The following is a 24182-nucleotide window of genomic DNA, read 5'->3' on the forward strand; positions in this document are numbered from 1 at the left end:
ATCGAATATTGCCTGCGCGGAACCCCGCCTTTGTGCAGTTCAAGCAAACAATGTGGTGTACGTCACAGTAACGTTGAACGTGCGGCAGCGATGCGGTCTGCGACCGCGGGAAGAATGACCTCGCACCGGTGGTCGATCTTGAGGGTCGCCAGGTCGTCGCCGCGCGTTCGGCCGCGGTTCACGATCGCTACCGGCTTGCCCGCGGCCACCGCTCTGCGGACGAATCTCAGTCCGGACATCACGGTCAGCGACGACCCGGCGACGAGCAGCAGATCGGCGTCGTCGACCAGGGAGAACGCCTGAGCCACCACATCCGGGCCCACCGTCTCCCCGAAGTAGACGATGTCGGGCTTCAATACTCCGCCGCACCTCTCGCAGTCGAGCATCACGAAGTCGCCGATGTCCTCGAGCGCGGCGTCGGCGTCGGGGGCCACCTCGATCGCGCCTCGGGAGGCCACCCGATCGGCGTAGCCGGGGTTCGCCGCCTCCAGAGCCTCGGCGAGCCGGTGGCGGGAGACCTGTTCGCCGCAGCCCAGGCAGCGGACGCGACCGTAGGAGCCGTGCAGATCGACCACCGGGCGCGACCCGGCCTTCATGTGGAGCATGTCGACGTTCTGTGTGATCACCCCGGAGAGGACTCCCGCGTCCTGCAGGGTGCGCAGTGCCCGATGGGCGGCGTTCGGCGCGGCGGCGTCCATATGCCGCCATCCCAGATGGTTGCGGGCCCAATACCGGCGCCGGCTCTCTGGGGAGGAGAGGAAGGCCTCGATCGTCATGGGACGCCGCACGGGGGAGTCGGGGCTCCGGTAGTCGGGGATTCCGGAGGGCGTCGACAGTCCGGCGCCCGTCAGCGCCACCGCGCGGCGGCCGTCCATGAGTTCGGCGAGTTGCTCGGCACGGCCGTCCGGGTCCGGATCGGCCACCGTGGGCGCTGCCGGGGTCCAGGCCGTCGTGCGGATGCGCATGCCGACAACGCTACTGCGGGCGGGTTCGCGGCCGCGACCATCCACTACCATGGGCCTCGATATGACCAGAATCATCGCCGGTGACTTCCGCGGCCGTCGGCTCGCCGTTCCGGCCGACACCACCCGGCCGACCTCCGACCGCGTCCGCGAAGCCCTTTTCTCCATGCTCGGCTCCCGGATGGACCTGTCCGGAGTCCGGGTGCTCGACCTCTATGCCGGCACGGGTGCGCTCGGACTCGAGGCGGTGTCCCGGGGAGCGGCGTCGGCGGTGCTCGTCGAGTCCGACCGCCGGGCTGCCGGGGTGCTGCGGGACAACGTCGCCGTCTGCGGCGCAGCGTCGCGGGTCCGGATCGTCAACCGCCCGGTGGAGTCGTTTCTGGCGGCGCCGTCCGGAACGTTCGATCTGATCCTCCTCGATCCGCCTTACGAGGTGCCTTCCGAAGAGGTCGACCGAATGATCTCGGCATGCGAACCGGTTCTGGCGTCCGACGGCTGGGTGGTGGTGGAGCGCGGCCGTCGCAGCGCCGCCGTCACCTGGCCCGACGGACTGGAGGAAGTGACGTCCAAGCAGTACGGCGACACGGTGGTCGTGCTGGGCGGTCGCTGACCGCGGCCGTCGCCGCGGCGCCGGAGACGGCGTCGCGTAGATTCAGCAGACATGAGTGCTGCAGTCTGTCCCGGGTCGTACGATCCGTTCACTCTCGGCCACCGCTTCGTCGTCGAACGCACGGCTGCCCGGTTCGATCGGGTGGTCGTGGCCGTCGTGGTGAACCCGAACAAGCAGGGGATGTTCACCGTCGAAGAGCGCATCGCGCTCATCGAGCGGGACTGTGCCGACCTGGAGAACGTCGAGGTGCGCAGCTGGACCGGTCTGGTGGTGGATCTGCTGGTGGCAGAGGGCGCCGACACGATGGTCAAGGGGCTGCGTTCGGAGAGCGACTTCGCCTACGAGATCCCCATGGCGCAGATGAACCGGGAGCTGACCGGGTGTGAGACGTACTTCATGCTCACGGATCCGCGGTACGCGCACGTCTCCAGTTCGCTGGTGAAAGAGGTCGCCAAGCTCGGCGGCGACGTGACGCCCTATCTCTCCGAGCACATTCACCAGGCGCTGGCCGACCGTTTGTCGCAGACGCGCAGTGTCTGACGGATACGCCCACTGATAGTCCGGGGCCTGACGGGGCGACACGCCCGATGCGGCCCTCCGGCGTCACAGTCGCAACATTCGGCACAATGGCCTCAGTGATATCAAAGGCCGCCGAACCTACGGCTGTGCCGGATCGGAGATTGAATCGTGTACCGCGTATTTGAAGCGCTTGACGAGCTGGTCGCGATCGTCGAAGAGGCGCGCACCGTGCCGATGACCGCGGGGTGTGTGGTTCCCCGGGGCGATGTGCTGGAACTTCTCGACGATCTGCGCGATGCGCTGCCCGGCGAGCTCGACGACGCGCAGGACGTGCTCGACGAACGCGACACCCTCGTGTCGAACGCGCGTGAGCAGTCCGATCGCCTCATCACCGGTGCCGAACGCGACTCCGAGGCGATGCTCGCTCATGCGCGGGCCGAAGCCGATCGGATCCTCGCCGAGGCGAAGGCTCGAGCCGACCGGATGCTCGACGAGGCGAACGGCAACGCGCAGGCCGTCATCGCCGACGCGAACGACGAGGCCCAGCGGCTCGAGCACAGCGCCGCACGCGAGTACGAGGCCGTGACCGGCCGAGCCCGCGCCGAGGCCGGACGCGTCGTAGAGGCGGGCAACGCCAGCTACAACAAGTCCGTCGCCGACGGCATCGCCGAGCAGCAGCGGCTGGTGTCCGAGTCCGAGGTGGTCTCGGCCGCCAAGCAGGAGGCCGAGCGGATCATCGATGCGGCGCACGCCGAATCGGACCGGCTGCGCGGTGACTGCGACATCTACGTCGACGACAAACTCGCCGACTTCGAGGAGATCCTCACCGGCACGCTGCGGTCGGTGAACCGCGGACGCCAGCAGTTGCGGACGGGCGCGGGCATGCACGATTACGTCGAGTATCCGCACGGCATGGACGAGGGACCGCAGCCGGGTCCGGCGCAGATGGCGGGCTGAGGTCGCGCTCGATCCGGGACGCGGCCACTGAACTTCGTTCGAGCAGGGACTACTGAGTAACATCGTTCGGGTGACTGATTCTGGATTCGTGATCGATGTCCGGTCGGTGCCCCGCCGGGCCGGTTCGATGATCGAGAAGGCGTGGACCCTCGAAACCCCCGACCGCATCGGTGCGGAGATGATCGGCATTCCCGCCGGCGGCGAGGTGGCTTTCGACCTGCGTCTCGAGTCGGTGACCGAGGGTGTCCTCGTGACCGGTACGGTCACGGCCGTCGCCGAGGGCCAGTGCGGCCGCTGCCTGGACCCGCTGACCCAGGACGTCTCCGTGTACCTGACGGAACTGTTCGCGTACCCCGACAGTGAGACCGACCGCACAGCGGAGGACGAGGAAGAACTCGAGCGCATCGTCGACGAGCGGATCGATCTCGAGCAGGTGGTGATCGACGCGATCGCGACGGAGCTGCCGCTGTCGCCGCTGTGCACGCAGGACTGTCCGGGACTGTGCCCGATCTGCGGAGTGAAGCTGGCCGACGCCGAGGAGGGCCACGGCCACGACATCATCGACCCCCGATGGGCGAAGCTGGCCGACCGGCTGACCGAGACGGACGGGGACGCCGGCGAGGACGGTGACCGGTGAGCAAACGGCCCGACCCGTCGCTGCTCACCGATGTGCTCGGCGTCACGATCAGGAACGATCTGCTGAACCTGGCGCTGACCCACCGCTCGTACGCGTACGAGAACGGCGGGCTGCCGACCAATGAGCGCCTCGAGTTCCTCGGCGACGCCGTCCTAGGCGTGGTCGTCACCGAACGGCTGTACGTCGGCTTCCCGGACCGTCCCGAGGGCGAGCTGGCGAAGATCCGGGCGAGCGTGGTCAACATGCACGCCCTCGCGGACGTCGCCCGCGGCTTGGGCGACGGCGGGCTCGGCGCACATCTGCATCTCGGCCGCGGTGAGGAACTGACCGGCGGCCGCGACAAGGCGTCGATCCTCGCCGACGGCCTGGAATCGCTGTTCGGGGCGATCTTCCTCGACCACGGCATCGAGGTCGCGAAAACGGTCATCATGAAGCTGTTCGAGCCGATCATCGAACGATCGGGCCGGCTCGGTGCCGGACTGGACTGGAAGACCTCGCTGCAGGAGCTCTCGGCCGAGCGGAGCCTCGGCCAGCCGCAGTACCAGGTCACGTCGACCGGACCGGACCACAACAAGGAGTTCACCGCGATCGCCGTGGTCGGCGGCACTCAACTGGGCACCGGTACCGGCAGGACCAAGAAGGAAGCCGAACAGAACGCGGCCGAACTGGCGTGGAAGGCACTCGAGGAACAGCCGCGTTGATCGGACCGTCCGGTGCCTGAACTTCCCGAGGTCGAGACCATCCGTCTCGGCCTGTCGACCCATCTCTCCGGTCGGACGGCGCGAGAGGTCGAGGTGCTGCATCCGCGCGCGGCCAGACGCCACGTCGGCGGACCCGTCGATCTCTCGAGTCGATTGCGCGGCAAGACCTTCGAGGCCGTCGAGCGGCGCGGTAAGTACATGTGGCTGCTGGCCGCGGACCGCGCGGACGAGGTGGCCGTCGTGGTCCATCTCGGCATGAGCGGGCAGATGCTCCTCGCCGAGCAGGGCGCCGCCGATCCGGTGCACCTGCGCATCCGCGTGCCCCTCGACGACGGGAACGAACTGCGTTTCGTCGACCAGCGGACCTTCGGCGGCTGGCATCTGGACGAACTCGTCGACGCCGGGCCGCGCCGCGTACCCGAGTCGGTGGCGCACATCGCACCGGATCCCTTCGAGCCGGCTTTCGACCGCGACGGCGTGGTCACCGCGCTGCGGCGTCGGGACACGGAGATCAAGCGCGCGATCCTCGACCAGACCGTGATCTCCGGTGTCGGAAACATCTACGCCGACGAGTCGCTCTGGCGCGCCGGCCTGCACGGCCGGCGACGCACGCGCGGCATTCCGCGCGCCCGGCTGGGAGAACTCGTCGATCACGCAACCCAGGTGATGCGGGAGGCGGTCAAGGTCGGCGGCACGTCGTTCGACGACCTGTACGTGAACGTGAACGGGCAGTCGGGTTATTTCGAACGATCGTTGAACGCCTATGGGTGCGAAGGACTTCCGTGCCGTCGCTGCGAGACGCCGATGGTGCGCGAAGCATTCATGAACCGGAGCTCGTTCTTCTGCCCGACGTGTCAGCGGGTGCCGCGGCGCCGGAGGGTTGCCTGACCGACTACTCGCAATGTATTGGTGCCTGCTGTCGGTGTACGTCGCCTTCTATCGGGCGGTCCGTTCAGAATCCTTCCTTGGAACCTGCCGCGCTCGTGTGCGTCACTCGATGTCGGTACCGGCCGATAGGGTGTAGCCATCGAGTAGAGGCCAGCAGTCGCGGGCCGACAGGAGGGAGTAACTGATGAAGTCCAGGCACCGTGTGAAGGCCCACGGTGAGGTCTTCACGCCGCGCCACATGGTTGAGCGGATGCTTGACCTGGTGCGCGAGGACCTGGAGACCGGCACTGACTTTGTCGACAGGACTTTCCTCGAGCCTGCAGCCGGCGATGGCAATTTCTTGGCTGCGAATCGACAGACAGCGGTGAGGTCAGGGTAGATACGAGCGTCATCTGCCTCGTCGGCATGAACGACTCCAGCAGGTCGCCACCAGCGAAACCAAAGCCTCGTGGAACACCTTCCTCGCCGACCTGGTCGCCCGCGGCCTCGGCGGAGTCCGCCTGGTGACCTCTGACGCCCATGCCGGGATTGGTCGAGGCGATCGCCGCGACCCTGCCCGGCGCCGCTTGGGAGCGCTGCCGCACCCACTACGCCGCAAATCTGATGGCGGTGTGCCCGAAATCGATGTGGCCGGCTGTGAAAGCGATGCTGCACAGCGTCTACGACCAACCCACACCAGAGGCGGTGAACGCCCAGTTCGACCGGCTGCTCGAATACACCGAAGACCGGCTACCCGACGTCGCCGAACACCTCGGCGACGCCCGTGAAGACCTGCTGGCGTTCACCGCGTTTCCGGAAGATGTGTGGCGCCAGATCTGGTCCAACAACCCCACCGAACGGCTCAACCGCGAGATCCGCCGCCGCACCGACGTCGTCGGCATCTTCCCCAACCGCGACGCCATCATCCGGCTCATCGGAGCAGTGCTCGCCGAGCAGACAGATGAATGGGCCGAAGGCCGCCGCTACCTCGGCCTCGAGGTGCTCAGCCGTTGCCGCCTGACCGTCACCGACCACACGCCGGAGGTGAACACCGACCCACTGATCCAACTACCCGCCTGACCACCTACGAAGGACCACAACCAGTTACACCACTACCCGGGACTTGACCGATCAGCGGTGTGGCCGGTCGAGCTCGGCCGCGAAGAAAGCCGACGCTGTCTTCAGAATCGGCGGATTCAAGCGGTGGGCGCAAGAAGCTCTGCGAGCTTCTCTGATGGTGTCAGATAGCCCAGAGTCTTGCGCGGTCGGCTGTTGAGGCTGTCCTGGATCGCGTCCAACTCCTCGCGGGTGACGGCGCTCAGGTCGGTGCCCTTGGGCAGGTACTGACGCAACAGGCCGTTGGTGTTCTCGTTGCTCCCGCGCTGCCAGGGCGAGTGGGGATCGCAGAAGTAGATCGGGATACCCGTGGCAGTGGTGAACGCCGCGTGCTGCGACATCTCCGCGCCCTGGTCCCAGGTGATCGTTCTGGCCAACGAGGACGGTAGTTTGCTGATCGCGGCGCGCATCGCTGCCTCGACCTGCTCGGCTGTCTTGCCATCTGGGAGGTGCAACAGCAGCGTCATCCGCGTCGATCGCTCGACGAGCGTCCCGACCGCGCTGCGGCTGCCCTCGCCAAGGATGAGGTCGCCTTCCCAGTGTCCGGGCACGGCGCGGTCGTCGGCTTCTGCGGGGCGTTCGCTGAGCATCACCATGCCGGGGATCCGGCCGCGGCCGTCAGTGGTGCCGCGGGGCTTTCGGGCCGCTCTTCCGGACCGTAGACACCGCGCCAACTCGCGGCGCAACTCGCCTCGGCCCTGGACAAACAGGGACTGGTAGATCGTCTCGTGGCTCACGCGCATCTCCGGATCATCGGCGTGATCCAACCGTAGGCGCGCCGCGATCTCCTCGGGGGACCACAACTGCTCCAGCCGGCTGGAGACCTCCTCGAGCAACCGGCCTGACGCGAGCTTGAAAGACTTCGGCCGACGAGCTTGATCGCGAGCGCGTTCGTGCGCATGCCATGCCGAGTAGCCGCAGCGACCACCGCCGCGCTTCACCTCGCGGCTGATGGTCGACACCGCGCGCCCCAGGTGCTCGGCGATCGCGGTGAAGGTGTCGCCACGATTGATCCCCACCAGGATCTGCTCGCGCTCGTCAATCGTCAGGCAGCCCTGGCGTGGCTCCCAGCCGAACGGCTTGGCGTCGGCGTGCCTGCCGGTGCGGGCCATGATCCCGACCATCGGCGCGCTGCAGCCGATCTCCTTGGCGATGTCGACCAGCCGCCAACCCCTCGCATGCAGCCTGAGTGCCAGCCGCTTCTGCTCCCGACTGAGATGACCGTGCTTGCCCTGCATCCGGATCCTCCTGTGATCAGTGACTGCCTCATCTCACAGGACTCGTTGCACTGACCGCTTGAATCCGCCATCTCGTTCGCCCGACGCAGCTCTCGAACTTCCCTCTCCAACAAGCGGATCCGCTCGATATCTGAAACTGTCTCGACCCAGGCGCTTCGGCTTGGCCGTCTTCGACGCGGCGGACCCAGGTCCGCAGGGTCTCGGGGTTGACGTCGAGTTGCTTGGCGATCCGCGCCAGAGCTCCGGGCGCGGTCTCGGGATCCTTCCGAGCATCGATGGCCATCCGTGTGGCACGGTCCCGCAACTCGGGTGAGTACTTCGGTGGGCGAGGCACGAAACAAGTGTCCCTTCCGGTCAAACCTGTCTCCATCAAACCCGGGACGATTCAATCGTCACTGACCTCATGCAACTGTTGCTGACCGAGGTGCTGCGTCTGCATCTGGACACGGCTCCCGCGGCCGGTCACGGCTGGTTGACCGCCCTCCGCGACCCGGTTCTCGGCCCGGCACTCGAACAACTGCATTCGGCGCCGGATCGCAAATGGACCGTCGCCGAACTCGCCTCAGCGGCGGCCGTCTCACGATCAGTGATCGACGAGCGATTCCGAACCGTCCTCGGGCGATCGTCCATCCGGTACCTGCACGACTGGCGCATGCACATCGCGCAGAATCTGCTCGCGTCGACGAGTCTGCCCATCGGCTCGGTGGCCAGACGGGTGGGGTACGATTCGGAGGAAGCGTTCAGTCGTGCGTTCAAACGCGCCTTCGGTGAGGCCCCGAGTCTGTGGCGATCGACCGGCTCCGCCGATGCCGCTGGACTCAGAACGGCGGCTCGCCGTCGGTGACCGTCGCGATTTCCCGCTGTCGGCGGTTGGCGGCGCGCCTCTGGGTGCGGTAGCGGTGCTTGGCCTGAGTGCGGGTCAGTCGCCGTTCCGGTTCATTCTCGGCGTGTCGGTTCTCCGGGCGCGTCGCGGGCGAGTCCGACATGCCGAACGACACGCCGTGCCGGCACTGAATGTGCCCGAGCTCGGGCAGCAGCCACAGGTTCATCGCCTGTCGGCGGACGGTCATCCCGTCCGGCGTGGTGACTTCGGTCCAGATGACGCCGTTGGCGTCGACGATCTGATCATCGACCCACCCTTCGGCGTGGGTTTTCACGCCATGATGGAAACGGCACTTCGGATTCAGATTGCACACGCACGTCGGCCCGCCGTTGCCCGGATCGCGGTGGTCGAATTCGACGACGTGATCGAGGTCGGACTTCCACGCCGGGCGGTCGCAGCCGGCGACGGTGCAGGTGCCGAACAGGGCGCGGACGGCTGTGTCGACCGCCGCCGAGGGGCGGTACCGACCGGCGTGTCGCATGCAGTCGGCGATCACCGTGTCCAGATCCAACTCGCGAATCACCGCGTCGGGACGACGCACCAACTCCCGGGCGTGGCGGGCGGAGATCGGACCGACGCCATCCTCGTACGCCGGTAGCTGCGACACGCCGTCGAGCGCCTCCTTGCGCACCACGACGTGAACCATCACCTGGGCGCGCCGCGCGTCGATCTGCGCGGGCGCCAACTCCGAGACGCAGTCGTCCCGCTCGCACAGGCAGGTGAACTGGCTCTGCTGCAGCAGTGCGGTAGCGGCGTCGGACCGGCGGGCCTGCTTGGTTCGCGGGTCGAACGGGCACACGCCGTCGGCGAGCGCGTTGATCGCCCCGAGGGAGATCGCCGCGTCCTCGGTGGAGCCGACGATCACCATCTCCGACACGCCGTCGGCGACCGGCGTCACCGACACCTTCTTGCTCGACGCGACCTGCTCACGAGTCAGGGTCGCGGCGTCCGGGTCGTGCTCGGCCACGATCGCGGCGACGGTCGACTCCACCCGGTTCGCCGACAGTCCACCCATTCCGGCCAGACGATGTGCGATCTCCGCATCAATGAAGGCGAGCAGGTCGCCGTCGTCGACCAACGCGGTCTGCTCCACGGCTCGAACGAACCACCCCGGAGTGAGAACCCCGTCGCGCATCAGTCGGCCGATCGACGGAATCCGCTCGAAACACGCGATCGCCCGATCGACGAACAACTCACCCGCGTACTGCCGGACCCCGGCCGCTGTCGCATACGAGGCCGCCATCTGGCACTGCGGATCAAACAACCGCGTGTACGCATCGACCGACGCGTCGGCCTCTAATTCCGCTTGCTTCGCCCGATACAGCGAGTACACCGCCTGATAGCGATGCCACATCACCAACCCCTGATAGCAGTCAGCCCGCGCTGCGAAGGTCAACAACGCGGCACGATCAGCCCGCGACACCGCAGCCGCATCCGAACCGGACCCGTCGGTCGAACCTGCCGGACATCCGATCCGGATCACGATCGACCCGTCGTCGACCACCACCGACGAGCCGGAATGCTCCCTCACCTGCATGTTCACGCCTCCCCTTCGAGTGCCTCGAACTTACATTCGATGATATCGGCAGGGTCTGACAAATCACTCGAACGGAACGAGGCGGATTCAGCGCACCGTTCTCGGCGACGCGCTCTCGTCGACGTCCTCAAGCCGATCCGCAGGGCGAGCCGGCCACCCGGTAGGTTGAACAGTCTTGGAACGCCGACGGCCGGGAAGGTCTGCGAGGCCGGCGGCGTTCGACCGGGGGAGGCGTGAACACCGAGACGTGAACACCGAGACGTGAACACCTCCACGAACGGCAGATGAAAGGCACGACGACATGACTGAACTGTGGGTCCAGCGGACCGGAACCCGGAGGTACACCGGGCAGAGCTCGCGCGGGGCGCAGGTCCTCATCGGCTCGGAGGACGTCGAGGGCGTCTTCACCCCGGGCGAACTCATGAAGATCGCACTCGCCGCGTGCACCGGGATGTCGTCGGACCGGCCGCTCTCGCGCCGACTGGGCGACGACTACGACGCCACCGTGCGGGTCTCGGGCGACGCCGACCGGGAGAACGAGCAGTACCCGCAGCTGGACGAGGTCCTGGAAGTGGACCTCTCCGAACTCGACCCGGAGGCCGCCGAGCGCCTGCTCGTGGTCGTCGAGCGCGCCATCGACAAGGTCTGCACGGTCGGCCGCACCCTGAAGGCGGGAACTCAGGTCTCGCTCACCATGGAGACCGAGTGATGCAGCGCCTCACCGCGTGGGTGCACGGGCGAGTCCAAGGCGTCGGATTCCGCTGGTGGACCCGGTCGCGAGCGCTGGAACTCGGTCTGGTGGGATACGCCTCGAACCAGCCCGACGGTCGGGTGCTCGTGGTCGCCGAAGGTCCGCATGAATCGCTGACGGCACTGCTGGCCGCGCTGCGCTCGTCCGACACCCCCGGCCGAGTCGATCTGGTGGTGGAGTCCTTCGAGGCGGCACGCGGTGGTTTGACGGGCTTCGTCGAGCGCTGATCCGGGTAGGCTGTCAGGTCGTGCACTTGAAGAGCCTCACCCTGAAAGGGTTCAAATCGTTCGCGTCGTCGACGACGCTGCGGTTCGAGCCCGGCATCACGTGTGTGGTGGGGCCCAACGGGTCGGGCAAGTCGAATGTCGTCGACGCCCTGACCTGGGTGATGGGGGAGCAGGGGGCCAAGGCCCTGCGCGGCGGAAAGATGGCCGACGTCATTTTCGCCGGGACCTCCGGTCGCGCCCCGCTGGGCCGCGCGGAAGTGACCCTGACCATCGACAACTCGGACGGCGCGCTGCCGATCGAGTACTCCGAGGTGTCGGTGACGCGGCGCATGTTCCGCGACGGCGCGGGCGAGTACGAGATCAACGGCAATTCGTGCCGCCTGATGGACGTTCAGGAACTGCTGTCCGATTCGGGCATCGGCCGCGAGATGCACGTCATCCTGGGGCAGGGCCGGCTGGCGGCGATCCTGGAGGCCCGGCCGGAGGAACGGCGCGCGTTCATCGAGGAGGCCGCCGGGGTCCTCAAGCATCGTCGCCGCAAGGAGAAGGCGGTCCGCAAACTCGACGCGATGGCCGCCAACCTGGACCGTCTCACCGATCTGACGACGGAACTCCGCCGCCAGCTCAAGCCGCTCGGCCGGCAGGCCGAGGTGGCGCGGCGCGCGGCGACCGTCCAGGCCGACCTGCGCGACGCCCGCTTGCGGCTGGCCGCCGACGACCTCGTGAAGCGACGCGAGGAGATGGCGCAGCACAGCGCCGTGGAGGCCGACGTCCGGCGACAGCAGGACGAGGTGGCGGCCGCGCTGGACGCCGCCACGGAGGCGCTGTCGGCAGCACAGGAGCATCTGGCGCAGGTGGCGCCCGCGGCGAGTGAGGCCGGACGCGTCTTCTACCAACTCGGCGCACTGTCGGAGCGGGTCGGCGGCACGTTGCGGCTCGCCGGTGAACGCGCGGCGAACCTGGCCTCGCCGAGCGTCGCCAACTCCGGTCCCGATCCCGAGGAACTGGAACGGCAGGCCGAACGCGCTGCGATGACCGAGGCCGAGCACACCGAGGCGGTCGAGGAGGCCGCCGAGCGGCTGGAGTACGCGACCGCCGCGCTGCAGGCCGCCGAGCAGGTGGCCAACGAGGCCGAGCGCGCGCACCTGGCCGCGGTGCAGGCCGTCGCCGACCGCCGCGAGGGTCTGGCGCGGTTGGAGGGCGAGGCCGCGAACCTGCGAACCAAGGTGGAGTCGGTGGACGCCGAGACCGCCCGGCTGACGGCGTCGATCGAGGCGGCCGCCGAGCGGGCCGACACCGCGCAGGCGGCCCTCGATCAGGAGGTGGCGCGGGTCAGGATCCTCGAGGACGCCGAACGCGGCCTCGACGAGCACCACGAACGATGTGCGGCGGCGCTGGCCGAGGCCTCCGCGACCGTCGAACGGCTCCGCCAGAGTGAGCGCGAGACCGCCAGATCGATCGCGTCGCTCAGCGCGCGGATCGAAGCGCTCTCGGTCGGTCTGGAACGCGGTGACGGCGGGGCCTGGCTGATCGAACGCGGAACCGAGGGCGTCCTCGTGCCGCTGTCGGAGCTGCTGACGGTGAAGCCGGGCTACGAAGCCGCCATGGCGGGAGCGCTGGGGCCGGCCGCCGATGCGATCACGACGGTCGACGCGCTCGCCGCGGTGCGGGCCCTGCGCGAACTGCGCAGCGGCGACGGCGGGCGAGCGGCCCTCATCGTCGGGGGACTGCCCGGCGTCGACCCCGACCGTCGGCCGTCGCTGCCCGACGGTGCGGTGTGGGCCCGTGACCTGGTCACCGCACCCGACGAGGTGGCGGGCGCGCTCGACGTACTGCTCGCCGAGACGATCGTCGTCGACGATCCCGAGACCGGGCTGGACCTGGCCCGTGAGCTCGGAGTGGTCGGCGTCACGCGCGACGGCGACCGCATCTCCTCGGCCAGCGTGGAGGGCGGATCCGCACGACGGCCGTCGACCATCGAGGTGCAGTCCGCGATCGATACCGCGACACACGACCTCGCGGCCGCCGAGGAGACGGCACTGCGTCTGGAATCGGAGCTGGCCGCGGCCATCGCCGAACAGGAACGGGCGCGTGAGGACGCCGAGGGGGCGCTCGCTGCCCTCCACGAGTCCGACGCGAACCTCGGGGCGGCCTACGAGTCGCTCGGGCGTCTCGGTTCGGACATCCGTGCTGCACGGGATGAGGCCGACCGGCTCGTGCGGCAACGCAACTTCGTCGAACAGGGCCGCGCGGAGAATCTCGAGAAGCTCACCGAGGTGGAGGAGCGCCTGGCCCGCGCCGTCGACGGTGCAGCCGAAGAGCCGGTCGCCGACGGCGACAGAGCGATGCGCGATGCCGCCGCGGCGGAAGTCGCGTCCGCTCGGTCCGCCGAGGTCGAGACGCGTCTGACACTGCGGACCGCCGAGGAACGCCTGGCGTCGGTGCGCGGCAAGGCCGAGAGTCTGCGTCGCGCGGCGGCCAACGAGCGGGCCAATCGGGAGCGCCAGCGGCGCCAGGACGCTCTCCGCAAGTACGCGGCCGGCGTGGCGAGTGCGGTGGCCGACACCGGAGAACGACTCGCGGACGCGGTGGCCGCGGCCGTGACCGACGCGGCGCAGGCTCGCGACGAACTCGAAGCCATCCGTTCCCAGCGCACGGCCGAGGTGGACGCCCTGCGGGCGCAGGTGGACCAGCTCAGCACGGTGATGAACAAACTGCGCGACGCCGTCCACCGCGACGAACTCGCCAGAGCGCAGGCCGCCTTGCGCATCGAACAGCTCGAGGAACAGGTGCTCGAACAGTTCGCGATCGCGCCGGACGACCTGGTGGCCGAGTACGGACCGGATGTCCCGATGCCGCCGTCGGATCTGGAGATGCGCGAGTACGAGGACGCCAAGGCTCGCGGCGAACAAGTGGTGGCCCCCGCGCCGATGCCCTTCGACCGCGCCACCCAGGAGATGCGTGCGCGCAAGGCGGAGAAGGACCTCAAGACACTCGGCCGCGTGAACCCGCTCGCCCTGGAGGAGTTCGCGGCCCTCGAGGAACGCTACAACTTCCTGTCGGCGCAGCTGGAGGACGTGAAGGCTGCGCGCAAAGACCTGATGGACGTCATCGACGACGTCGACGCCCGGATCCTCCAAGTCTTCACCGATGCGTACGCCGACGTGGAGCGAGAGTTCGTCCAGGTCTTCGCGACGCTGTTCCCCGGGGGCGAGGGCCGGCTGGTCCTGACCGATCCGGACGACATGCTCACCACCGGGGTGGACGTGGAGGCGCGGCCGCCGGGCAAGAAGGTGAAGCGACTGTCGTTGCTCTCCGGCGGCGAGAAGTCGTTGACCGCCGTCGCCATGCTCGTCGCGATCTTCCGGGCGCGGCCCTCGCCCTTCTACGTGATGGACGAGGTGGAGGCCGCCCTCGACGACGCGAATCTGCGCAGGCTCATCTCCCTGTTCGAACAATTGCGGGAGAAGTCCCAGCTGATCGTCATCACCCACCAGAAACCGACCATGGAGATCGCGGACGCGCTCTACGGCGTGAGCATGCGGGGCGACGGGATCACCCAGGTGATCTCCCAACGACTGCGCGGGGTGGACGTGACCCCGGCCGCCGCCGCACCCGATCCTTCGACTTCACCAACCGACTCCGCTCCCACGAGCTGAAGGGACAACTTCTCCAGTGGACACCCAACTCATCGTCGGCATCGTCATCGCGATCGTCGTCATCCTCGCCCTGGTCGCCGGCGCCGGCTACGCGCTGAATCGCCGCCGCCGGATCTCGCTCCGGGACGAGCCCGCCGCCGGGACCGATCAGGTCACCGACGGATCGCAACGGCAAGTCGATCGTTCCGGGGGCTACAAGGCCGGTTCCGGATTCTCCTTCAGCCAGGGCGGGGCGGGATCGGCGACCCTCGACCGTCCGGAGCCGCCGACGCCGCCCACACCGGAGCCCGTCGCCGAGCCCGAGCCTGCCGCTCAGGTCGAGCCGGAGACCGACGAAACCACCGTCGTACAACCGCCGGCGGCCGAACCGGAACCGGTCGTCGAGCCCGAACCGGTCGTCGAGCCCGAGCCGGTTGCAGAACCCGAGCCCGTGGCCGAACCCGCACCTGTCGCCGAACCGGCACCCGTCGACACCGCTCCGGCGCTCGACGAGATCGCGCCGACCGCGGGACGGCTTTCGCGCCTGCGCGGGCGCCTGTCGCGGTCGCAGGGTGCGATCGGCGCGAGCGTGCTCGGGCTGCTCGGCGCGGGCGATCTGGACGAGGACAGCTGGGAGGAGATCGAGGACACGCTGGTGATGGCCGATCTCGGCACCGCCGCCACGTCGACGGTCACCGAACGGCTCCGTGAGGAACTGGCGACGGGCAAGGTCCGCTCGGCCGAGGACGCGCGCGCCGCCCTCAAGCGGGTCCTCGTGGAGCAGTTGCATCCCGAACTCGATCGCTCCGTTCGGGCCCTTCCCCATGCGGACCGACCGGCGGTCGTGCTGGTGGCCGGGGTCAACGGCGTCGGCAAGACCACCACCACCGGCAAGCTCGCGCGCGTGCTGGTGGCCGACGGCCGCCGCGTGCTGCTGGGCGCCGCCGACACCTTCCGTGCCGCCGCGGCCGACCAACTGCAGACCTGGGGTGAGCGCGTCGGCGCCGGAATCGTCCGCGGCAAGGAGGGTGCCGACCCGGCCTCGGTCGCCTTCGACGCCGTCAGCACCGGAATCACCGAAGGCGTGGACGTGGTGCTGATCGACACCGCGGGCCGTCTGCACACCAAGGCGGGCCTGATGGACGAGCTCGGCAAGGTCAAGCGAGTGGTCGAGAAGAAGGCCGTGGTGGACGAGGTGCTGCTGGTCCTGGACGCCACGGTCGGCCAGAACGGTCTGATGCAGGCCAAGGTGTTCGCCGACGTGGTCTCGCTGACCGGCGTGGTGCTCACCAAACTCGACGGCACCGCCAAGGGCGGCATCGTGTTCCGCATCCAGGAAGAGCTCGGCGTCCCCGTGAAGCTGGTCGGTCTCGGCGAAGGCGCCGACGACCTCGCTCCGTTCGAGCCGGAGGCGTTCGTCGACGCGCTGCTGTAGCGCGCTGCTTTTTCGAACCGACGTCTGTACCGAACCGGCGTCTGTACCGAACTGACGTCTGTACCGAACTGAGTCGCCAGGATCGTCCCTGTGACGGACGGTCGAGGACATATCGCCCTCGCCGGTCCGTCACAGGGACGATCTTGTTTTCCGACCCCCTTGTGACTTCGGTTGAATCGTGATTCAATTCTTCTAACAGTTGAATCGCGATTCAAAGTTTGACCCCGGGCTGAGAGGTGACGATGGCGTACCGACCGACCGCGGCCACCCGACGGAGTGCGGAGGCCAAACGTGCCTCGATCCTCGCGACGGCGCGCCGGATCGTGGCCGACTCCGGTTTCTCCGGCGCTACCGTCGCGGCGATCGCCGAGGGGAGCGGAGTCAGCGTCGGATCGGTGTACTCGTACTTCGACAACCGAGAGGCGCTCCTGGCCGAGGTCTTCCGGGACGCCGCCGGCTACGAGTTCGACCAGGTGCGTCACGCGGTCGAGGCGGTCGGCGGCGATCCCGGCCGGGAGCTGGGCACGCTCATCGACGTCTTCGCCGACCGTGCTCTTCGCGGCCGCCGCCTGGCGTGGTCGCTGCTCTTCGAGCCGGTGATACCGACGGTGGAGGCCGAACGTCTGCATCTCCGGCAGTCGTACCGCGAGCTCGGCGAGCGGATCATCACCGACGGCGTCGCCGCCGGAGTGTTCGTCGACCAGGACGCGCCGGTCGTGGCGTCGGCCGTGATGGGAGCGATCTCCGAAGCGCTCGTCGGAGCGCTCGACCCGGACACGGCACCGCTTCCGCACTCCGACCCGGCCGAGCTGGTGGCGACCATCCGCCGATTCTGCTTTCTGGCGCTGGGTGCCACCGCGCCGGTCTGAACCGAACCGACAGACCCCGATCGATCAACCGAAGGAGCCCGCCGCCATGCCCGCCACACACGAGGTCTTCAATCAGGCGCCCGCCCGCGTCGACGTCAACGAGTTCACCAGCCACACAGCGCTGGTGGAGGCGGTGAACGTCTACGGCGCCGGATGGGCCGCCGATGCGCTCACCGAGGCAGGCGCCCTGGTGGGCCGGGCCGATTTCCAGCGCGACGCCGAACTCGCCAACACGATCACCCCCGAACTGCACACCCACGATCGCTGGGGCAACCGGATCGACGACATCGAGTTCCACCCGGCCTATCACCGCATCATCGGCGACGCGATCGCCCACGGCGCCCACACCAGCTGCTGGTCGGACCCGCGCGCGGGTGCGCACGTGGCGCGGGCCGCGATGTTCATGCAGTTCGGGCAGATCGAGCCGGGCCACGCCTGCCCGGTGAGCATGACGCATGCCGTCGTCCCGTCGCTGCGAGTGGACGAGAAGCTCGCCGAGCAGTGGCTTCCGCGTGTCTTCTCGCGCGAGTACCGGCACGACCTCGGTTCCGGACAGAAGACCTCGGCGATCTTCGGCATGGCGATGACCGAGAAGCAGGGTGGCTCCGACGTCCGCGCCAACACCACCCGCGCGGTGGAGTTGTCGGACGGCATGTACTCGATCACCGGCCACAAGTGGTTCTGCTCGGCACCGCAGTCGGACGCCTTCCTGGTGCTCGCCCAGACCGCTCCGGGCGTCACCTGCTTCGTGGTGCCGCGCGTGCTGCCCGACGGCACCCGCAACGTCTTCAACGTCCAGCGGCTCAAGAACAAGCTCGGCAATAAGTCGAACGCCTCGAGCGAGGTGGAGTTCGACGGCACCGTCGGCTGGCGCCTCGGCGACGAGGGCGCGGGCGTACGGACCATCATCGAGATGGTCAACCAGACCCGGCTCGACTGCGTGATCGGCAGCGCCGCGGGCATGCGCCAGTCGGTGGCCGAGGCGGCGTGGCATGTGCGCCACCGCTCGGCCTTCGGCGCGAGGCTCGTCGACCAGCCGGCGATGACCGCCGTCGTCGCCGACCTGCAGGTGGAGGCCGAGGCCGCGATCTGGACCGCGATGCGACTGGCCGCCGCCTATGACGACGACGCCGACGAGTCCGCGGCCTTCCGCAGGCTCGCGACCGCCGTCGGCAAGTACTGGGTCTGCAAACGCGGTCCCAACCACGCCTACGAGGCGCTCGAATGTCTCGGCGGCAACGGCTACTGCGAGAACGGTTTCCCGCTCTCGCGCCGGTACCGGGAACAGCCGGTCATGGCGGTCTGGGAGGGGTCGGGCAATGTCATCGCACTCGACGTCCTGCGTGCCATGATGCGTGACCCGATGTCCGTGGAGGCGGTCGACAACGAGTTCGAGCGCGCACTCGGGGTGTATCGCGAGTACGACCTCCACGTCGAGAAGACCCGCAAACTCATCGCGCAGGTGTCCGCCGACCCCGCGGGCGCTCCCGCAGTGGCCCGCCGGCTCACCGAATCGATGGCGATCGCGCTGCAGGGCTCGATCCTCATCCGGCAGGCGCCCGAGTCGGTGACCGACGCATTCGTCGCCGGCCGGATCGCCGATCCGGGTCACATGTACGGCGTCCTCGACTCGGCACTCGACCTCGCGGGAATCGTCGCCCGCGCCTGAATCCGGCGCGACCGGCCCACGGTCCACACCACCGCACCCTCCCTCCCCGGCCTCCCGAGGCCGTCGTCTTTCGAAAGAGCGTCTCGATGCATCTGACCGCCACTCTGGAGCGCAGCGCGCGCCTGAATCCGACCAAAGCCGCCGTCGTCCACGGCGAGGACGAGATCACGTACAGCGAGCTCCTCGACCGGGCGCGACGTGCGGCGTCGGTGCTCATCGGCGCCGGTGTCGGGCCGGGCGACCGGGTGGCGGTCATGACGTACAACACGCCGGGGTTCGTCGTGGCGGCGTTCGGCGCCTGGTTCGCGGGTGCCGCGCTGGTTCCGGTCAACCACAAGTTCGCCGCGCCGGAGGTGGCCTACGCGCTCGAGCACAGCGGCGCGGTCGTCGGCGTCGTCTCCGGATCCCTCGCCGAGACCGCGGTGGCCGGCGCGCCGGGGTTCCGGTGGTTCACCACCGAGAGCGCTCACGACGGCCTGCCCGACTTCGACGAGTCGGTCCGCGCCGCCGCTCCTGTCCCGGGCGCCGTCGACTCGGACCTCGACGCGGTGGCGCAGGTGCTCTACACGTCGGGGACCACCAGTTCGCCCAAAGGCTGCCTGCACACGCATCGCACCCTGTCCGGCCTGGCGCCGGCGCTCGCGGCCACCCTGGGGTTCACGCAGGACGAGCGGTTCCTGCTCGCGATGCCCATCTGGCACGCCGCGCCGCTCAACGACTGGCTGCTGACGATGATCGCCCTCGGTGCGACGACTGTTCTGATGCGTGAGTTCCATCCGGCCGAACTGCTGCCCGCCGTCGAGCGCTACCGGATCACCGCCTTCTTCGGTTCGCCGATCGCGTACCTCCTGCCGGTGCAACTGGCCGACGCCGGCGCGCTCGACTTCGCCGACCACGACCTGTCGACCGTGTCGAAGTGGCTGTACGGCGGCGCGTCGCTCGGCGAGGCCACGGCCCGCAGGCTGGTGGCGGCCTACAGCAGCGACCGCTTCTTCCAGGTGTACGGCATGAGCGAGATGGGGCCGTCGGGCACGGCCCTGTATCCCCACGAGCAACTGGCGAAGGCCGGCTCGATCGGCCGAGGTCCGATGGTCGGCGTCGACCTGCGCTTGGTCGACGCCGACGGACGCGACGTCGGTCCCGGCGACACGGGCGAGATCTGGCTGCGCGGCGACACCCGGATGATCGGCTACCTGAACAACGAGACCGCCACAGCCGACTGCTTCGTCGGCGACTGGTTCCGCACCGGCGACGTCGCACGGATGGACCGGGACGGCTACCTCTACATCGTCGACAGACTGAAGGACGTGATCATCGTCGGGGGCGAGAACGTCCACTCGCAGGAGGTGGAGGAGGTGCTGCGCGCGCATCCCCGCCTGGCGGACGTCGCGGTGATCGGCCGTCCGCACCCCGAATGGGGCGAGACGGTCGTCGCGATGTGCGTCACCGTCGACGGGACCGAACTGACGCTCGACGAGGTGCGCGAGTTCCTCGACGACAAGCTCGCTCGCTACAAACTGCCGCGCGAGGTGGTGACGGTCGAGACACTGCCGCGCAATCCCAGCGGAAAGATCCTCAAGCACGTCCTGCGCGGACAAGTGTGACCCGGCCGCCGCGCAACACCCGCGAAACATTTCCGCGGATTCCTTGACGGCCCCGAAACTTCTGCGCGACGCGGCACGCAACACCAGCGTTGCACTCTTATCGCGAGACGTCGATCGGCGACGTCTCGCGAGGAGGTGCGAGGAGTGCAGACTGCATTGCCGGACAACGTGTTCGGAACCGTTGATGCGGGTAATACCGCTTGGGTGATCGTGAGCGCATCGCTCGTACTGTTGATGACACCCGCGCTGGCGTTCTTCTACGGAGGGCTCTCGCGTGCCAAGTCCGTGCTGAACATGATGATGATGTCGTTCGCGGCGCTCGGCACGGTCACGGTGATCTACGTGCTGTGGGGATTCTCGATGTCCTTCGGGAACTCCTTGACCGGCACCGGCGACATCGGGGGACTGTTCGCCAATCCGTTCTCACTGTTCGGGTCGGACCAACTGATGCAGACCAGGTCGGTCGGCGATGCGACGCAGTTCGTGGTGTGGGGGAGCACCCAGATTCCGGCGACCGTCTTCATGGCGTTCCAACTGACCTTCGCCGTGATCACAGTCGCGCTCATCAGCGGTGCGATCGCCGAACGCGTCAAGTTCGCCACCTGGGTGGCGTTCACCGTGCTGTTCGCGACCATCGTCTACTTCCCGCTCGCCCACATGGTGTGGGGCGGCGGACTGATGTCGAACGCGAAGGACTCGATCGCCTCCTGGCTGTTCGGCGTCGCCGACGGAGTGGCGAAGGTCGCGCCCATCGACTTCGCCGGAGGCACCGTCGTCCACATCAACGCCGGCATGGCCGGCCTGGTGTTGGCGCTGGTGGTCGGCAAACGCCGCGGGTTCGGCCGCACCTCGTACCGTCCGCACAACATTCCCTTCGTGATGCTCGGCGCGGCCCTGCTGTGGTTCGGCTGGTTCGGCTTCAACGCCGGCTCCGAGCTCGCCGCCGACGCCACCGCCGGCCTCGTGTGGATCAACACCGCCGCGGCGACGGCCGCCGCGATGATCGGGTGGCTGGCCGTGGAATGGATCCGAGACCGCCACCCGACGAGCGTCGGTGCGGCCTCCGGCGTCGTCGCCGGACTGGTGGCAGTCACGCCCGCCTGCGGCGCCCTCACCCCGGTCGGCTCGTTGTTCCTCGGCGTGGTCGCCGGTGCGCTCGCGGCCGTCGCGATCGGGCTGAAGTACCGGCTCGGCTTCGACGACTCGCTGGACGTGGTGGGCGTGCACCTCGTCGCCGGTCTGTGGGGCACGATCGCGATCGGTCTCCTCGCCAAGGACTCGGGTCTGTTCTACGGCCACGACTACAAACAGCTGGTGGTGCAGGCGGCGATCGCCCTGTTCGCGCTCGTGTTCACCGGAATCCTGACCTTCGCGATCGCGATGGTGCTCAAGCCGCTCGGCTGGCGTGTGGACCGGGAGGCGGAGTTCACCGGCATCGACAGCGCCGAGCACGCCGAGAGTGCGTACGAGCCGGCATGAGTTCAGCAGACACTAGTCTCGATCGGGAGAGAAGGGTTTATCCATGAAACTGATCACCGCAATCGTCAAGCCGTTCACCCTCGAGGACGTCAAAGCCGGTCTGGAGCACATCGGGATCGTCGGGATGACCGTCAGCGAGGTACAGGGCTACGGGCGGCAGAAGGGGCACACCGAGGTGTACCGCGGCGCCGAGTACGCCGTCGACTTCGTCCCGAAGGTCCGGGTGGAGGTCGTCGTCGACGATGAGGCAGTGGACCAGGTGGCCGAGGTGATCGTCGAGTCGGCCCGCACCGGGAAGATCGGTGACGGGAAGGTCTGGGTGACACCGGTGGAGTCGATCATCCGGGTGCGGACCGGTGAACGCGGACCAGAGGCCATCTGAGGCCGGGCGGGCGCCGGGGTCCACCTCCGGCGCCACGCTCGGTGCGGCGAGATCGGTGCTGCTGCAGGACGATTCCCTGGTCGGAGCGCGTCAGCGCGAGGCGATCGGCGCACTGTTCGAGGACTGGCTCGTGGAGCGGGCACGGTCGCTCGGGATCGTCGAGCGCAGCGGATTCGCCGTTGTCGCGGTCGGCAGCCTGGGTCGCCGGGAGATGGTCGGCTACTCCGACCTCGACCTGATCCTGGTGCACGACGACCGGTACCCCGAACGACTGTCGGAGGTGGCGGACGGACTCTGGTACCCGCTGTGGGACGCGGGAATCTCCCTCGACCACAGTGTGCGATCGGTGCCGGAGGCCATGCGGGTGACGCGCGAGGACGCCACGGCCGCGCTCGGGCTCCTCGACTCCCGGTTCATCGCCGGCGACGAGGACCTCGCCCGGTTGATGACCGTCTCGGTGCGCAACCTCTGGCGGTCGGAGGCGCGGATGCGGTTGCCGCAGGTGATCGAAGCCGCGGAAGACCGCTGGCGGCGCACCGGCGACATCGCCCACCGCGCCGAGCCGGATCTGAAGAACGGCCGCGGGGGACTGCGCGACATCCAGTTGCTGAACGCGCTCGCGCTCGCGCAGTTGACCGACGGGCTCGCCCGTCTCGATCCCGGCACCGAGGGTTCGCCGCTGCCGCGTGCCTACGACTTCCTGCTCGCCGCGCGCGGCGAGGCGCATCGGATCGCCGGCCGGGCACGTGACCAGATCCGCGCCCAGGATGCCGACGACATCGCCGCGGCACTCGGTGTCGCCGATCGCTTCGAGCTCTCCCGGCGGATCAGCGATGCCGGACGGACCACCTCGTACGCTGTCGACGCCGGTTTGCGCACCGCCCAGAACGCCGTGAGCCGACGCGGGTTCTCTCGGTTGCGCCGCGCCGCGGCATTGCGGCGCCCGCTCGACGAAGGGGTGGTCGAACAGGGCGGCGAGGTGGTACTCGCACGCTCGGCCATTCCCAGCCAGGATCCGGGTCTGGTGCTGCGGGTGGCCGCCGCGGCCGCCCGGAACCGGCTGCCGATCAACGGCCCGGCGCTCGAGCGCCTGGCCACCTACGGTGCGCCGATGCCGGAGCCGTGGTCGTCGGAGGCCCTCGCCGATCTGCTGGTGCTGCTGGCGTCGGGGCACGACATGGCCGGCCCGATCGAGGCCCTCGACCGGGCCGGACTGTGGGGCGCACTGTTCCCCGAATGGGATCGGGTCCGCGACCTGCCGCCCCGCGACGGCATTCACACCTGGACCGTCGACCGGCATCTCATCGAGACGGTCGCCGCGGCGGCGGAACTGACCACCAGCGTCTCGCGTCCCGATCTGCTGCTGCTCGGCGCGTTGCTGCACGACATCGGCAAGGGGCGCGGCGGCGACCACTGCGCCGTCGGCGCCGAACTCGCCGAACACATCGGACGGCGTCTGGGCCTGTGGGAGCAGGATCGGCGCCTGCTCGCCGAACTCGTCCGCCACCATCTGCTGCTCCACCGGGTGGTGACGCGTCGCGACCCGGCCGATCCGGAGGTCGTGGCGCACGTGGCCGACGTGCTCGGCGGGAGCGCGGTCCTGGCCGAACTCCTGGGAGCCCTCTCGGACGCCGACTCCCGCGCCACCGGCCCGGGGGTGTGGGGGGAGTGGAAGGCCACCCTGATCTCCGGGTTGGTCGAACGCGTCGTCGCGCACATCGGCGGAGCGCCGGTGCCCGCACCCGACCCGATCCCGCCGGACCTGCGTGAGCTGGCCGACCGCGGCGGTCTCCACGTGAGCCTGCGTCCCGGGGACGGTCCGAACATGACGATCGTCACCATGATCGCGCCCGACCGGCCGGGACTGCTGTCGAAGATGGCCGGTGTGCTCGCACTGTCGGGCCTGCACGCGCACTCGGCGACGGTCGCCGGTCATGCCGGGCACGCCGTCGACTCGTTCGTGGTGATGCCGACCTTCGGCGGTCCGCCCGATGCGCCGCTGCTGCGGCAACGTCTGGCCGCGGTGCTCGACGGCGATCGGGACCCGGTGGCCGAGCTGGCGGCGCGGGCGGCAGCCCGCCTGCCCGAGGCGGGGGTCTCC

General features: G+C 68.8%; 21 protein-coding genes and 1 pseudogene. 18 read left to right on the top strand and 4 right to left on the bottom strand.

What is annotated here, in order from left to right:
* Positions 1–62: 62 nt before the first annotated feature.
* Positions 63–965: a Sir2 family NAD-dependent protein deacetylase gene (locus GSI01S_RS11140; RefSeq protein WP_006896656.1), complete on the bottom strand. Its 903-nt coding sequence runs from the start codon at positions 963–965 to the stop codon at positions 63–65.
* Positions 966–1026: 61 nt separating this feature from the next.
* Between GSI01S_RS11140 and rsmD the strand changes: the two genes are divergently transcribed.
* The 7 genes and pseudogenes from rsmD to GSI01S_RS11180 all read left to right on the top strand — a co-directional run.
* On the top strand, positions 1027–1572 hold the full coding sequence (gene rsmD, locus GSI01S_RS11145) for a 16S rRNA (guanine(966)-N(2))-methyltransferase RsmD (RefSeq protein ID WP_039867503.1): 546 nt from the start codon (positions 1027–1029) through the stop codon (positions 1570–1572).
* A gap of 51 nt (positions 1573–1623) precedes the next feature.
* Complete coding sequence (coaD, locus tag GSI01S_RS11150) at positions 1624–2112, top strand: pantetheine-phosphate adenylyltransferase (RefSeq protein WP_006896658.1); 489 nt, start codon at positions 1624–1626, stop codon at positions 2110–2112.
* A 147-nt stretch (positions 2113–2259) separates the two neighbouring features.
* Positions 2260–3048 carry a DivIVA domain-containing protein gene (locus tag GSI01S_RS11155; protein ID WP_006896659.1) on the top strand — a complete coding sequence of 263 codons (789 nt, stop codon included), beginning with the start codon at positions 2260–2262 and terminating at the stop codon, positions 3046–3048.
* Positions 3049–3136: 88 nt separating this feature from the next.
* Positions 3137–3685 (top strand): YceD family protein, encoded by a 549-nt coding sequence (locus GSI01S_RS11160; protein WP_006896660.1) that lies wholly within the window; start codon positions 3137–3139, stop codon positions 3683–3685.
* The gene (gene rnc, locus GSI01S_RS11165) at positions 3682–4386 is read left to right on the top strand and encodes a ribonuclease III (RefSeq protein WP_006896661.1); all 705 of its coding nucleotides are present in this window, start codon (positions 3682–3684) and stop codon (positions 4384–4386) included. The genes GSI01S_RS11160 and rnc overlap by 4 nt, the downstream gene beginning before the upstream one ends.
* Before the next feature lie 12 nt (positions 4387–4398).
* Positions 4399–5274, top strand: a complete 876-nt coding sequence (gene mutM, locus GSI01S_RS11170) for a bifunctional DNA-formamidopyrimidine glycosylase/DNA-(apurinic or apyrimidinic site) lyase (protein ID WP_006896662.1) — start codon at positions 4399–4401, stop codon at positions 5272–5274.
* Positions 5275–5693: 419 nt separating this feature from the next.
* Positions 5694–6333: pseudogene (locus tag GSI01S_RS11180) on the top strand (IS256 family transposase); the annotation flags it as partial.
* A gap of 116 nt (positions 6334–6449) precedes the next feature.
* Here GSI01S_RS11180 and GSI01S_RS11185 read toward each other — a convergent pair.
* Complete coding sequence (locus GSI01S_RS11185) at positions 6450–7607, bottom strand: IS30 family transposase (RefSeq protein ID WP_006896665.1); 1158 nt, start codon at positions 7605–7607, stop codon at positions 6450–6452.
* A gap of 28 nt (positions 7608–7635) precedes the next feature.
* Positions 7636–7977, bottom strand: a complete 342-nt coding sequence (locus GSI01S_RS20685) for a transposase (protein ID WP_081598112.1) — start codon at positions 7975–7977, stop codon at positions 7636–7638.
* 33 nt (positions 7978–8010) lie between these two features.
* Here GSI01S_RS20685 and GSI01S_RS11190 point away from each other — a divergent pair, with 33 nt between their 5' ends.
* Entirely contained in the window at positions 8011–8451 is a 441-nt protein-coding gene (locus GSI01S_RS11190) for a helix-turn-helix transcriptional regulator (RefSeq protein WP_006896666.1), read from the top strand.
* Here GSI01S_RS11190 and GSI01S_RS11195 read toward each other — a convergent pair.
* On the bottom strand, positions 8426–10027 hold the full coding sequence (locus tag GSI01S_RS11195; protein WP_439644239.1) for a DUF222 domain-containing protein: 1602 nt from the start codon (positions 10025–10027) through the stop codon (positions 8426–8428). The two genes, GSI01S_RS11190 and GSI01S_RS11195, sit on opposite strands and share 26 nt — an antisense overlap.
* A gap of 301 nt (positions 10028–10328) precedes the next feature.
* Here GSI01S_RS11195 and GSI01S_RS11200 point away from each other — a divergent pair, with 301 nt between their 5' ends.
* From GSI01S_RS11200 to GSI01S_RS11245, 10 genes are all read left to right on the top strand, one after another.
* Positions 10329–10736, top strand: coding sequence for an OsmC family protein (locus tag GSI01S_RS11200; protein WP_006896668.1), 408 nt, complete (start codon positions 10329–10331; stop codon positions 10734–10736).
* Positions 10736–11005, top strand: coding sequence for an acylphosphatase (locus GSI01S_RS11205; RefSeq protein WP_006896669.1), 270 nt, complete (start codon positions 10736–10738; stop codon positions 11003–11005). The genes GSI01S_RS11200 and GSI01S_RS11205 overlap by 1 nt, the downstream gene beginning before the upstream one ends.
* A gap of 20 nt (positions 11006–11025) precedes the next feature.
* Positions 11026–14664, top strand: a complete 3639-nt coding sequence (gene smc, locus GSI01S_RS11210; protein WP_006896670.1) for a chromosome segregation protein SMC — start codon at positions 11026–11028, stop codon at positions 14662–14664.
* 16 nt (positions 14665–14680) lie between these two features.
* Positions 14681–16078, top strand: coding sequence for a signal recognition particle-docking protein FtsY (gene ftsY, locus GSI01S_RS11215; RefSeq protein ID WP_006896671.1), 1398 nt, complete (start codon positions 14681–14683; stop codon positions 16076–16078).
* A gap of 242 nt (positions 16079–16320) precedes the next feature.
* Positions 16321–16947, top strand: coding sequence for a TetR/AcrR family transcriptional regulator (locus GSI01S_RS11220; RefSeq protein WP_006896672.1), 627 nt, complete (start codon positions 16321–16323; stop codon positions 16945–16947).
* Between the two features lie 46 nt (positions 16948–16993).
* Positions 16994–18616: an acyl-CoA dehydrogenase family protein gene (locus tag GSI01S_RS11225; protein WP_006896673.1), complete on the top strand. Its 1623-nt coding sequence runs from the start codon at positions 16994–16996 to the stop codon at positions 18614–18616.
* Between the two features lie 86 nt (positions 18617–18702).
* Positions 18703–20220, top strand: coding sequence for a class I adenylate-forming enzyme family protein (locus tag GSI01S_RS11230; RefSeq protein ID WP_006896674.1), 1518 nt, complete (start codon positions 18703–18705; stop codon positions 20218–20220).
* 144 nt (positions 20221–20364) lie between these two features.
* Positions 20365–21699, top strand: coding sequence for an ammonium transporter (locus tag GSI01S_RS11235; RefSeq protein WP_006896675.1), 1335 nt, complete (start codon positions 20365–20367; stop codon positions 21697–21699).
* A gap of 43 nt (positions 21700–21742) precedes the next feature.
* Positions 21743–22081 carry a P-II family nitrogen regulator gene (locus GSI01S_RS11240; RefSeq protein ID WP_006896676.1) on the top strand — a complete coding sequence of 113 codons (339 nt, stop codon included), beginning with the start codon at positions 21743–21745 and terminating at the stop codon, positions 22079–22081.
* Positions 22056–24182, top strand: a 2127-nt coding sequence (locus tag GSI01S_RS11245) for a [protein-PII] uridylyltransferase (protein WP_039867548.1), incomplete at its 3' end; no start/stop codon positions are given. The genes GSI01S_RS11240 and GSI01S_RS11245, both read left to right, overlap by 26 nt.

The sequence above is a fragment of the Gordonia sihwensis NBRC 108236 genome, from assembly GCF_000333035.1.
GTDB classification, from domain to species: domain Bacteria; phylum Actinomycetota; class Actinomycetes; order Mycobacteriales; family Mycobacteriaceae; genus Gordonia; species Gordonia sihwensis.